Here is an 11,640-nt window from a genome sequence, read left to right as displayed (position 1 = left end):
TACTGGGTCAGATCCGGCGGTCATCGTCGATGCCGCGCCGCCGGTCGTCGTCGATGCCGTCCGCTTCAATGCGTTCCTTGCGGACTTCCTCGTTGACCGTGACGTCGTCCTGGACCACGTCCTTGTCGAGGCGGACCCGCTCCACCGGAACGGTTTCCTTCTCCACCACGGGGCGTTCCTCGTGGAGGGTCACCTCGTGCTCCTCTTCGCTGATGTCCGGTCCGGACATCGCTGCGCCGCGGTTGGCGTCGGTGATGGGTTCGCGCTCCAGGCGGACCTCTTCGCGCTGCACGGGCACGGTCTTGGTGACGTTCTCCGTGGTGACGTACTTGCGCAGCCGGACCCGGCCGGTGGCCTCGCGTTCGGTGCCGACGTGGAGCCGTTCCTCGGAACGGGTCATCGCGTCGTCAGTGTTGGGCCCGGACGTGTCGTGGCCGACCGTGCCGCGGTCCGTGTCGTAGTCCCTGTCGCGGCCCAGGCCGGCGGTGGGAGTGCCGGCATTCAGGTCGGCGTCGCCCTGGTAGTCAACGTCCCGGGTCTCGGAGTAGGTACGGGCTCCGCGGTCGTAGTAGGTGTAGAGGCGGTCCTCTTCCTCAGGGGTGAGGTGGCCGTCCACGTCTACGCGCGGTGCGTCCTTGACGTGTTCCTTGGTGTAAGGCACCACCAGGTCATCGCCCTGGCTGTGCGCGCCTTCGACGGGAACGAAGGACTGGGAAGTGCCGAAAAGCCCCGTCTTGACGGTGACCCATGTGGGCTCACCGGTGTCGTCGTCCGCGTAGAGCTGACCGATCGAGCCGATCTTTTCGCCGTCTGAACCGATGACGTTGCCGTTCCTGTTGAGCAGGTCTTCAATGTTTTCCCTGTTGAGCATGACGTCTCCTTGGATGTGTCGTTGCACTGGGTCGGCAGCAATGGATTCGACCGGCGCCGGGGGGTCCCCGGCACACGGCCTCTGCCCCGGCTGCTTGAGGCTTCGTGTTCGCTGCTCCTCTACCCTAAGCATGCTTAGCATCAAAAGGAAAGCTTACTTAGTAAATTTTCTCCTGTTTCAGGGAAACATGCCTGTGCTCAATGCCGAGAAGCGACGCAGCGGCGCCGAAGTCAGCGGCCCGGTGGCCAAGGCAGAGGGCCCAGTGATGGCCTATGCCGGTCTGGCTCCACCGGTCAACCCAAAGTCCCGGATCGCCGCCGAAATGTACCCGGGAGGTGGTGTTTCCGATTTCCAGGAGCGGTCCGGGGACTACTTCCCCTTCCGACGTGACGAAGACGTAGGTGCCGTCCGGGTCCTGGCCGAGGCCAAAGGTGGTGACCGGGCCCTGCCGGACGTCGAATTCGACCGAAACGCCCCAGCCGCGCTTGCCGTGGTAGGTGCCCAGCCCGCGCAGGAGAGGCTCCCTGGCGGAGACGGCGAGGTGCGCCGGGCCGTCGTGCCCCATCTCCACCACCCCGTCAAAGAAGTTGAGCGCCTGGATCTCGGTGAACGAACCGCCGGCTCCGATGGCTTGCGCTGCCAGCATGGCGATCGAGGTCCGCAGCTCGTACTCCCCCGCCATCGGGATTCCGCGGGCCGTGAGGATGGAGGAGCCCAGGATCATGCCCGCCCCCAGCCGCTCGTGCTGCTCCCCGGCCAGCCCGCGGTGGTAGTAGGCCACGGAGTCCAGGTCAAAGTCCTCCACCAGCTGGTCCAGCCCAACAGAAACCCTCGCACCCCAGGCGAAATCGTCGTCGTTGACGGACTCATCGAGCACAAACAGGCTCCGGGCGAGGTCAAGGCGCTCCGAGACTTCCTCATCGGTCACCGCGTTCACCCGTTCGCGCAGGTCATCAAATTCGAGGACTTCCACGTGTGAACCGAACGTGGTTGAAACGCCCGTCAGGTCCGTGGAGACGTCCAGCATGCCCGGGTAGAGGTGCCCCATCAGGCCGTGCCGGGCATTCCGGAGCCGCGCACGGACACCGGCGGCGTGCACCCACTGGTTGATCCGGTCCCAGGCTGCTTCCTGTTTCAGGTACCCCGAGACGGAGCGGAACTCGATCCCGGCGCGGCGGAACACGTTGGCGACCTCGGGCACCGGGCACTGTCCGCAATAGGCAAGCCATTGTCCGGTGCCGAAATTCGCGTGGTCCATTGCCTCCGTCGGCTGGAGATCGATGACCAGCACCGGGGTGCCTGCGCGCTGGGCGATGGGAAGGACCATGGAGGAGGTGAGGTAGGTGGCCAGGAAGATGACAATCAGGTCGCAGTCGGCCACCCTCAGCTTTTCCCCTGCCCTGGCGGCTTCGGGCGCGTCGGAGATGAAGCCGGCGTCGACCACGTCGGCGTCCAGTTCCCTCAGCCTGCTGGTGACGTATCGGGCCGATTCCTGCAGTTGCGGCAGGAGCCCGGGGAATTGCGGCCAGTAGGCTCCCAGTCCCCCGGAGACCAGCCCGATCCGGGTGGGCCGGCGCCGGTGCGGCTTCAATAACTCTGCTGAGCGGTTCGTAGCTGCCAACGTGCACGGCCTTCCGGCTCGGAATTTTCAGCGGAAATAGAGTCGATGCAACCGCAGGGGTCCATTCCGGGCCAGCCGGCGCGGAATGGACCCCGTGCGGCGCTAGAAGTCGTACTGGTCGATGTTGTCCTTGTTGAAGACGGTGGGCGGGCCCACGATGACCAGTCCGCCTTCCTCAACCGTGCGGTCTCCCAGTTCGCCTGCCGTGAAGGTGTCCCCTGCGGCTCCGGTGATCTTTCCTTCGACCAGTGCCTTGCCGGCAAAGGCAGCCACGTAGCCGAGCTGGGCCGGATCCCACAGCGCGAATTCCGTCACGGTTCCGTCCTTGACGAACGGCCGCATTTCATTGGGCAGGCCCAGGCCCGTCAGTGCCACCTTGCCCTTGTAGGCCGACGTGGAGAGGTAGCGGGCCGTGGCGGCAATGCCCACGGTGGTGGGCGAGATGATGCCCTTCAGGTTCGGGTGGGCCTGCAGCAGGCCCTGGGCTTCCTGGAAGGACTTGGTGTCGTCGTCATCGCCGTAGACCTTGGCCACCAGTTTGATGTCCTTGTAGGCCGGGTTGGTGTTGAGGTCCTCCTCCATGAACTTGATCCACTCGTTCTGGTTGGTGGCATTGGCGGTGGCGGACAGGATGGCGATTTCGCCGGATCCGCCGATCTGCTCCGCGATCAGCTTGGTCTGGATGAGTGCCACCTCCTTGGCCACGACCTGGCTGATGAAGACGTCGCGGCAGTCGGGGTTCGCGTCGGAGTCGAACGCCACAATCTTGGCACCCGCGGACCGTGCCTCGCCGAGGGCGGTGCACACGGCGTCGGGGTCGTTGGCGGCGATGACGATGACGTTCGTCCCCGCCTGGGTTTCGGCGTTGATGAAGGACACCTGGCTGGAGGCAGACGCTTCAAGCGGGCCCACCACCTGCGAGGATGCAAATCCTGCTTCCTCCGATCCCTTCTTGCCGCCGCCGAGGACAACGTCCGTATACGGGTTGTTCAACTGCTTGGGAATGAACGTGATCTTCTGCTCCTCGACGGGGGCGGAGGTCTCCCCCTGGGTCCCCCCACCGCCGGCGCACCCTGTCAAGGCGAGCGCCGCAGCGGTCAGGGTGACCAGCGGGACCATGCGCCCGCCGAGTCCGGTGTTTTTGCGGTTAAACATCATTGTTTTCCTTCTCCTTGGTGCGGTCGGTTTTTTGGACGCGGTGAGGGGCTGTGCCGCCTCCGCCGGTGTCCCGGGAAAAGCTGCGGCGGACCCGCCGGGTGTGCCGCCACTCCTTGATGCCCGACCCAATGCTGGGAGCCACCACGGAAGCGATGAGCAGCAGTCCGGTCACGGTGATCAGGACGACGTCGGACACGCGTCCCAGGCGCAGGGCGTAGTTGAGGGTGCCGATCAGCAGGACGCCGGCGATGACACCGGGAATGGTCCCCTTGCCGCCGAAGATGGACACGCCGCCCAGGAGGACGGCGGCGATCACGGCGAGTTCCAGGCCGGAGGCGTTGTCGCTGCGGGCGCTCGTGTACCGCAGCGTCCAATAGATTCCGGCCAGGGATGCAACCACGCCCGATGCCACGTACAGCCAGAACTTGCTGCGTGCCACCTTGATGCCCACGAACGTGGCGGCTTCCTTGCTGTAACCCATCGCGTAGAGACCGCGTCCGAAGGGCGTGAAGTGCAGCAGGATGCCGAAAAACAGCATGACAAGGACGACGCCGATCATCACCGTCGGGATGCCCGTCCCGCCCAGCTTGGAGGTGAAGAAGGCGGTCAGTTCCTTTGGGAAGTTGGCCACGGCGTTGTCGCCGATCACCACCAGGGCGAGTCCACGGAACAGGGCCAGGGTTCCGATGGTGACTGCCAGTGACGGCAGGCCCAGGACGGCGATCAGGAATCCGTTGAACATGCCTGCTGCCGTTCCTGCGAGCAGGCAGATGGCGAGCACCAGCCAGATGTCCATCCCGCCCGCCCACAGGACACCCATCAGGGCGCTGGTCAGCCCGGCGGTACTGGCCACCGAAAGGTCGATCTCGCCCGTGATGATGATCAGCGTCATGGGCATCGCGATGAGCAGCACCGGTATGACATCCAGGAGCAGGAAGCCGGTGGTGACCGGGGAGGCGAACCGCGGGATGGCGATGGCTGCGTAGACCAGGAACGCCAGGAGGGCGTAGATGGTGATGGCGTCGCGGCTGGCCAGGATCCGGGCTGCCCCTGTCCTGCCCTTCGGCTCGTCCGCAAGCGGCCTGGTGCTGTCTGCGAGCGCCGCGGCCGGCGCCGGTTTGCTCCTGGGGGTGGTGGTTTCAGACATTGCGTGCCTCGCTTATCCGCAGTTTCTTCGCTGTCCGAAGGCTGGCCAGGCGGTCGATGATGATGGCGGTGAGGATGAGGATGCCCACAATCGCCTGCTGCCAGAACTTGTCGACCCGCAAGGCGGTGAGGGAGCTGGTGATGGTGGTCAGGAGCAGTGCACCCAGGGCGGCGCCGGCAACGGTTCCGCTGCCGCCGAAGATGGCGACGCCGCCCACCACCGCCGCCGCAACGACGTCCAGTTCCATGCCGGTTCCGGTGGTTGCCCCCACCGAGTTGAAGCGGCTGGCGTAGAGCACTCCGGCCAGGCCTGCGAGCGCGCCGTTGGCAAGGAACGCCAGGAACACCCGCTTGGATACCTTGATGCCGAAGACCGTGGCAGCGTCGGGGTCCGAGCCGATGGCGTACAGGTCCCTGCCGGGGCGCGTCCCGGCCATGTAGACCGCCACGGCAACCACCACCGCGATAGCCAGCAGGGTGATGATGGGGAATCCGAGCACGGTGTCCACGGACAGGGCACCGAAGGCTTCCGGCCGGTCTCCGGCGAAGTACTGTTTGCCCCCGGCCCAGGCGTTGTTGAGGCCCCGGAACACGTAGAGCGTGCCGAGGGTGATGACCAGCGCCGGTACCTTGGCCACGGTCACCAGCAGCCCGTTGATGGATCCGAGCAACGCACCGAAGGCCATCCCGACGACGAGGACGGCGAAGATGGGCAGGTCCGGCATCGCCGCAAAGATGGACCCCGTGCCGAAGGCGACCAGCCCCAGCATGGAGCCCACCGAGAGGTCGATGTTCCGCGTGATGATGAGCAGGGTCTGCCCCGCCGCGAGGATCATGATGATGGTTGCGTTCAACAGGAGGTCCTTGACCCCCTGCGGCGACAGGAACAGCGGGTTGTTCAGGTACGTGACCAGCACCAGCAGGGCCAGCGCAATCAGGACGGGAAGCTCACGCAGCCGCAGCACGGAGCCAAGCGCGCCTCCGCCGGCGCGCACCGCCGTCGTGCCTGGTTCCCGGTGGTCGATGGTGGAGCTCATTCCGTCACTCCCGTGGATGATGTTGCGGCGTGCATAACGGATTCGGGATCGGCGGCAGCACGGTCCAGGTGGGCTGTGATGCGGCCCTCGCGCATGACGAAGACCCGGTCCGCCATGCCCAGGACCTCGGGCAGTTCGGACGAGATCATCAGGATAGCGATCCCCCGCACTGCCAGGTCTGAGATGAGCCGGTGGACTTCACTCTTGGTGCCGACGTCGATGCCACGCGTGGGTTCGTCGATGATCAGCAGCCGGGGGTCCGTGGCCAGCCATTTGGCGAGCACCACCTTTTGCTGGTTCCCGCCGGAGAGGGTGGAGACGGCGTGCTCCTGGGAACCGGCCTTGACCTGCAGGCGCTTGCTCCACTCCTGGGCAGCGCGGCGCTCTTTGGCACCATTGATGAGTCCGGCCGTCAGGAATTTTTCCCGAAGCGTCAGGGTGACGTTGCGGGCCACCGACAGGTTCATCACCAGCCCCTGCTTGCGGCGGTCCTCCGGGACAAACCCGAGGCCGGCCGCGATGGCGGCCTGCGGATCGCGCACCTTCAAGGGTTTGCCTTCCACTTCGATCCGCCCCGAATCGTAGGGGTCGATCCCGAACACGGCGCGGGCAACTTCGGTGCGGCCTGCCCCCACCAGTCCGGCCAAGGCGACAATTTCGCCGGCGCGGACCTCGAAGCTGATGTCGCGGAAAACCCCGGCACTGCTGAGCCCCTCGACTTTAAGCACCGTGTGGCCGATCTCCGCCTCCGCCTTGGGAAACAGCGTGGCGATATCGCGGCCCACCATCTCGCGGACAATCTGTTCAACCGTGACGTCGGCGGTCCGGTGGGTGGCGATGTACCGGCCATCCCGCGTGACGGTGATCCGGTCGCAGAGGTCAAACACCTCGTCGAAACGGTGCGAGATGAAAAGGATTCCGGTCCCCTTGTCCCGCAGGGCGCGGGCCACGGCGAAGAGCCTGTCCACTTCCACCCCACTGAGCGCGGCGGTGGGCTCGTCCATCACCAGGACTTTCGCATCGAGGGAAATGGCTTTTGCGATTTCAATGATCTGCTGGTCCGCGATGGAGAGTCCCTCTGCCACCCTGGACGGATCGATGGGGACCCCCAGCCGCCTGAACAGTTCCGCGGCCTGGCGCCTCATCTCGCTGCGGCTGATGAGCCGCGAGCGCCCTTTCGGCTGCCGGCCGATGAAGATGTTTTCCGCGACCGTCAGGTCCGGGAACAGCGTGGGCTCCTGGTAGATGACCGATATTCCGGCTGCCTTGCTCTCGGCCACGTTCCGGAAATGGACAGGCTCCCCACTGAGCCGGAAGTCCCCGGAGTCCGGGTGGTGGAGGCCGGCGAGGATCTTCACCAGCGTGGATTTGCCGGCACCGTTTTCCCCCACTAGGGCGTGGATTTCCCCGGCCCGGATTTCAATGGTGCCGTCCGCCAGTGCGACCACCGGGCCGAATGTCTTGGCGGCGTGGGTCAGCGAAAGCACTGTCTCCTGCGGCCGTTCCCCAGATCCGGGAACCGCATGTGCATTCGGAGTTTGCTGCATAGAGTAACCGCGCCTTCGAGGTTTACGAGCTTGGAATGAATCGTTTCAGAACTCCTACGTGGTTTGAATCATAAGACCGCCCACCAGCGCCGTCAATAGAATCAGGGGCCGGTGCAGGCATTCGTAACCGATCTGTGCTGGGGCGGCATCCGCGGCAGTTCCGCCCGGGCCCTTGGCCGGCCTGGCACGCCCAGGCGGCGCCCTTCCTGTTCACCCAACCTTTCCCTCGGGGTAACGCCTTCTCCCCCGCCGTGTCAGGCCCGGCGCCCAGCGTGGAGGGGTGAGGATCGCAATTGTTGCTGAATCATTCCTGCCACTGATGAACGGGGTGACACATTCCATCCTGCGGGTGCTTGACCACCTGCAGGAACGGGGCGACGACGTCCTGGTCATTGCACCGTCCACGCAGGACGGGGAGGCGCCGGACCAGGTCAAGGGCGCACACATCCACCGGCTTCCCGCCGTCCCGCTGGCGGGATACACGAACGTTCGCGTGGCGATGGGCGGTGTGTACCGGGTCAAGCGAATCCTTGCCGACTACGCACCGGACGTGGTCCATCTGGCGTCGCCGTTCGTCCTCGGCTGGCGGGCGGCCCAGGCGGCCCACCAGCTTGGTATCCCCACGGTGGCCATCTACCAGACAGAGGTCCCCAGCTATGCCGCCCGGTACGGGGTCCCGTTCCTGGAGAACTGGGCCTGGAACCGGGTGGAAAACATCCATCTGCTTGCCTCCCGCACCCTGGTGCCCTCAACGTTCGCGCTGAACCAGTTGCGCGGCCGCGGCATTCCCCGGGTGCAGATGTGGCGCCGCGGCGTGGACACCGCCCGGTTCTCACCGGAAAAGCGCGACGACGGGTGGCGGGCTGCGGTGGCGCCCGGCGGTCAGCGGATCATCGGCTATGTGGGCAGGCTTGCCGTGGAAAAGCAGGTTGAGGACCTGGCCGCCCTGGCCGGAGTGCCGAACGCCAGGCTGGTGATCGTGGGAGACGGGCCCCAGCGTGCAGCGTTGGAAGATGCGCTGCCGGACGCCGTTTTCACCGGTTTCCTGGGCGGCGACGAGCTCGCACGCACCGTTGCGTCCTTCGACCTGTTCGTCCACCCGGGCGAGTTCGAAACGTTCTGCCAGACCATCCAGGAAGCCATGGCATCGGGCGTGCCCGTGGTGGCCACCGGCCGCGGCGGACCCCTGGACCTGGTCGAGAACTCCCGGACGGGCTGGCTCTACGAACCCGGCGACCTTGCAGGAATGCGTGCCCGGGTGCTGGACCTCATGGGCGATGACGCCAAGCGCCGGGCGTTCGCGGCCGCTGCCCATGCGTCTGTTCAGAACAGGACTTGGCCGGCGCTGTGCGCCGATTTGGTGGGGCACTATACGGACGTGATGGCGGACAGGCCGGCAGCACATGGATCGGGTTCACGGGCAGGGGCAATCCAATGAAAATTTCCGTCATCGGCTGCGGCTACCTGGGCGCCGTCCACGCCGCCACCCTGGCATCCATGGGCCACAGCGTGGTGGGCGTCGACGTCGATCCGGCCAAGGTCAGCCAGTTGGGCGGCGGTGTAGCCCCGTTCCACGAACCCGGCCTGGACGAACTCCTCCAGGACGGGCGGGCCAGCGGAAGGCTGCGGTTCTCCACCGACATGGCGGACGCCAAGGGCGCACAGGTCCACTTCCTCTGCGTGGGCACCCCCCAAGACAAAACGTCCGACGCCGCCGACCTCACCTTCCTGGTCTCCGCAACGGAAGCCCTGCTGCCGCACCTGGCCGCGGGCGCCGTCGTCGTCGGCAAATCCACGGTGCCCGTCGGCACCGTGGCGATGCTCCGCGGTGTGCTGTCCCCGCGCCCGGACGTGCGGCTGGGATGGAACCCGGAATTCCTCCGGCAGGGTACAGCCGTGAAGGACTCACTGGTTCCCGACCGCCTGGTTTATGGCGTGGAGGGCGGCCGCGCCGCTGCCTTCGGCCCGTCGTCGGGAGCGCCGCTTGGGGTCACGGCCGCGCTGGACGCCGTGTACGAGCCCCTGCTCCGGGCAGGGATCCCGCGGCTTGTCTGCAACTTTGCCACCGCGGAACTCATCAAGTCGGCGGCGAATGCGTACCTGGCCACCAAGGTCAGCTTCATTAACGCCGTGGCCGAGCTGTGCGACGCCTCCGGTGCGGACGTTGCGGAACTCAGCGAGGCGATGGGACTGGACCCGCGGATCGGAAGCCGGTACCTGCACGCCGGGCTGGGATTCGGCGGCGGCTGCCTGCCCAAGGACATCCGCAGCTTCCGGAGCCAGGCCGCAGACCATGGCGTTACAGCGGTGGAGGACTGGATGCGGCTGGTGGACTCGGTGAATCTGGGACAGCGCACCCGGACCGTTGGACTGGCCGCAGAGCTCTGCGGTGGCAGCCTCGCCGGCCGCTCCGTCACGGTCCTCGGCGCCTCGTTCAAGCCGGACACGGACGATATCCGTGACTCGCCCGCCCTCGATGTGGCAGACCGGCTGGCTGCCGCCGGCGCGCATGTGACGGTGACGGATCCGAAAGCCGTGAACCATGCCTGGCGGCGCTACCCGCGGCTGCGCTTCGAAGCCTCCACCGAGCGCGCGCTCGAGGGCGCCGAACTGGTGCTGCTCCTCACCGAGTGGGACGACTATCGCCGATTCTCCCCGGCAGCGGCCGCTTCGCTGGTCCGACGGCGGGTGGTGCTGGATGCGCGCAACACGCTGGACGCCGCTGCCTGGCAGGCGGAAGGCTGGCTGGTGCGCGGCCTGGGCACCTCGCCTGCAGCACCGATGGTCCAACCGGCGGAGGCTGCCGCCCGCTGACCCTGGCGTGTCAGCCCAGGAGTCCCAGTTCGGCAAAGGCCAGTGCCACACCATTGCCGGCCGGGCCGGGAGTGAACCTGTCAGCGACAGCCAGCACGTCCGGGTGCCCGCCTTCAACGGCAATCCCAATTCCCGCATACTCCAGCATTTCGATGTCATTGGCGCTGTCGCCGATGGCCACGATGTCCGCCCGGTCCAGCCCGAGACGGGCTTCCACCACCTGGATGCCCACCGCCTTGTGGGTCCCGGCCATGTAGATCTCGCCGGCACGGTCGCCCAGCGCCGAGAGGGAACTGGGGATCAGGCCCACCTCCGGGCCGAAGGTGTCCAGGAGTTCTGCCAGCGGCACCGGCGAGTCGAAGCAGGAAATTTTGGCGAACGAGGCGGAACGCAGGTCGTCGCTGTACTGCATAGGCCCCAGGATGTCCTCAAGCGGATCTACATCAGTGCTGAGGACTCCGTCGTGCCGTGGCCGGCCGGCGAACACAGGACCCAGCACCTGCCTCAGCCGCTGGTCAACCCCCGTGCGGCCATGCAGCGCCTCCGGTGCTTCCAGTATGTAGGCGGCCTTATGGGCATCCAGCGTTTCCACGAGGCGGGCGGCCAGGTCCGGCTCAAAGCGGGTGTCCTTCAGGATCTCGCCGTTGAGCTCCACGCGGGCACCGGCCCCGGTGATGACGCCGTCGAAGCCCGTTTCGAGGATGTGGCCGGGAACCATGGACAGCGGCCGCCCGGTGCAGACAAAAACCAGGTGGCCGAGCGCGCGTGCTGTCCGGACAGCCTCAACGTGCGCTGCAGGTGCCAGCCCGTGGTCCGCGTACGTGCCGTCGATGTCGAGGAAGATGGCACGTGGCCGGACGGTTTGCTGGCTGGACATGCCGGGCTCCTTGGTCTGCTGCGGGGACACCCAATCCTATCGAAGGCGCGCATTTGTGCGGGTTCACACGGTAAATGATCGGCATTCCTTGAGGCAAAGTGACAGTCATCCTGTGATAAACAAAGCCTTGCAGAGAAGTAAGCACGCTGATTGAATTAGGACACCGGAAATGGGGGCCCGGCACAACTTACTGATTAAGGAGTGACAACATGGGCATTCTCGGATTTCTCATTTTGGGCCTGATCGCCGGAGCCATCGCGAAGGCAATCCTGCCGGGTCGTCAGGGCGGAGGCTGGGTGGTAACCATGGTCCTTGGCGTTGTCGGCGCCATTCTGGGCGGCTGGATCGGTTCGCTGATCTTTGGCGGCGGACTGGCGGAATTCTTCGATATCCGTACGTGGCTGCTGGCCATTCTCGGCTCCATCGTCGTACTGCTGGTCTACGGCGCAATCACCAACCGCAGCCACCGCAGGGTGTAACAGCACCTCATATTTCATCAGCCTCAAACGCCGTCCTCCCACCCGGAGGGCGGCGTTTCTGCGTACCGCTGGCAACGGCCGGGCACCTTC

At 66.0% G+C, this 11,640-nt stretch carries 10 protein-coding genes; 3 read left to right on the top strand and 7 right to left on the bottom strand.

What is annotated here, in order from left to right:
- Positions 1-7: 7 nt before the first annotated feature.
- From P2Q66_RS11030 to P2Q66_RS11005, 6 genes are all read right to left on the bottom strand, one after another.
- Positions 8-871 (bottom strand): PRC and DUF2382 domain-containing protein, encoded by an 864-nt coding sequence (locus tag P2Q66_RS11030; RefSeq protein ID WP_275728012.1) that lies wholly within the window; start codon positions 869-871, stop codon positions 8-10.
- Positions 872-1,028: 157 nt separating this feature from the next.
- On the bottom strand, positions 1,029-2,492 hold the full coding sequence (locus P2Q66_RS11025) for an L-fucose/L-arabinose isomerase family protein (RefSeq protein WP_275728011.1): 1,464 nt from the start codon (positions 2,490-2,492) through the stop codon (positions 1,029-1,031).
- A 102-nt stretch (positions 2,493-2,594) separates the two neighbouring features.
- A complete protein-coding gene (gene rhaS / locus P2Q66_RS11020; RefSeq protein WP_275728009.1) occupies positions 2,595-3,650 on the bottom strand; it encodes a rhamnose ABC transporter substrate-binding protein in 1,056 nt (351 codons plus the stop codon).
- A complete protein-coding gene (locus tag P2Q66_RS11015; RefSeq protein ID WP_275728007.1) occupies positions 3,640-4,797 on the bottom strand; it encodes an ABC transporter permease in 1,158 nt (385 codons plus the stop codon). Before P2Q66_RS11015 ends, rhaS begins: the two co-directional genes overlap by 11 nt.
- On the bottom strand, positions 4,790-5,833 hold the full coding sequence (locus P2Q66_RS11010) for an ABC transporter permease (protein ID WP_115524430.1): 1,044 nt from the start codon (positions 5,831-5,833) through the stop codon (positions 4,790-4,792). The genes P2Q66_RS11015 and P2Q66_RS11010 overlap by 8 nt, the downstream gene beginning before the upstream one ends.
- Positions 5,830-7,380 carry a sugar ABC transporter ATP-binding protein gene (locus tag P2Q66_RS11005; protein ID WP_275728006.1) on the bottom strand — a complete coding sequence of 517 codons (1,551 nt, stop codon included), beginning with the start codon at positions 7,378-7,380 and terminating at the stop codon, positions 5,830-5,832. Before P2Q66_RS11005 ends, P2Q66_RS11010 begins: the two co-directional genes overlap by 4 nt.
- A gap of 280 nt (positions 7,381-7,660) precedes the next feature.
- On the opposite strand from P2Q66_RS11005, the gene P2Q66_RS11000 reads away from it, so the two are divergent.
- Together P2Q66_RS11000 and P2Q66_RS10995 are read left to right on the top strand one after the other, a co-directional pair.
- The gene (locus tag P2Q66_RS11000; protein WP_275728004.1) at positions 7,661-8,818 is read left to right on the top strand and encodes a glycosyltransferase family 1 protein; all 1,158 of its coding nucleotides are present in this window, start codon (positions 7,661-7,663) and stop codon (positions 8,816-8,818) included.
- Positions 8,815-10,194, top strand: coding sequence for a UDP-glucose/GDP-mannose dehydrogenase family protein (locus P2Q66_RS10995; protein ID WP_275728003.1), 1,380 nt, complete (start codon positions 8,815-8,817; stop codon positions 10,192-10,194). Before P2Q66_RS11000 ends, P2Q66_RS10995 begins: the two co-directional genes overlap by 4 nt.
- Before the next feature lie 10 nt (positions 10,195-10,204).
- Here the strand turns inward: P2Q66_RS10995 and P2Q66_RS10990 are convergent, their stop codons facing one another.
- On the bottom strand, positions 10,205-11,071 hold the full coding sequence (locus P2Q66_RS10990; RefSeq protein ID WP_275728000.1) for an HAD family hydrolase: 867 nt from the start codon (positions 11,069-11,071) through the stop codon (positions 10,205-10,207).
- A gap of 209 nt (positions 11,072-11,280) precedes the next feature.
- Between P2Q66_RS10990 and P2Q66_RS10985 the strand changes: the two genes are divergently transcribed.
- On the top strand, positions 11,281-11,550 hold the full coding sequence (locus tag P2Q66_RS10985) for a GlsB/YeaQ/YmgE family stress response membrane protein (RefSeq protein ID WP_079595779.1): 270 nt from the start codon (positions 11,281-11,283) through the stop codon (positions 11,548-11,550).
- Positions 11,551-11,640: the final 90 nt, after the last annotated feature.

Source organism: Arthrobacter sp. Cr_A7 (assembly GCF_029222765.1).
Lineage (GTDB): Bacteria > Actinomycetota > Actinomycetes > Actinomycetales > Micrococcaceae > Arthrobacter.
This window is presented reverse-complemented; position numbering and strand designations above follow the sequence as displayed.

What these genes read in the sequence shown, in the direction of transcription:
- P2Q66_RS10990 (WP_275728000.1), bottom strand. Translation starts at nt 11,071, where the DNA reads ATGTCCAGCCAGCAAACCGTCCGGCCACGTGCCATCTTCCTCGACATC.
- P2Q66_RS11005 (WP_275728006.1), bottom strand. Translation starts at nt 7,380, where the DNA reads ATGCAGCAAACTCCGAATGCACATGCGGTTCCCGGATCTGGGGAACGG.
- P2Q66_RS11010 (WP_115524430.1), bottom strand. Translation starts at nt 5,833, where the DNA reads ATGAGCTCCACCATCGACCACCGGGAACCAGGCACGACGGCGGTGCGC.
- P2Q66_RS10985 (WP_079595779.1), top strand. Translation starts at nt 11,281, where the DNA reads ATGGGCATTCTCGGATTTCTCATTTTGGGCCTGATCGCCGGAGCCATC.
- rhaS (WP_275728009.1), bottom strand. Translation starts at nt 3,650, where the DNA reads ATGATGTTTAACCGCAAAAACACCGGACTCGGCGGGCGCATGGTCCCG.
- P2Q66_RS11015 (WP_275728007.1), bottom strand. Translation starts at nt 4,797, where the DNA reads ATGTCTGAAACCACCACCCCCAGGAGCAAACCGGCGCCGGCCGCGGCG.
- P2Q66_RS10995 (WP_275728003.1), top strand. Translation starts at nt 8,815, where the DNA reads ATGAAAATTTCCGTCATCGGCTGCGGCTACCTGGGCGCCGTCCACGCC.
- P2Q66_RS11030 (WP_275728012.1), bottom strand. Translation starts at nt 871, where the DNA reads ATGCTCAACAGGGAAAACATTGAAGACCTGCTCAACAGGAACGGCAAC.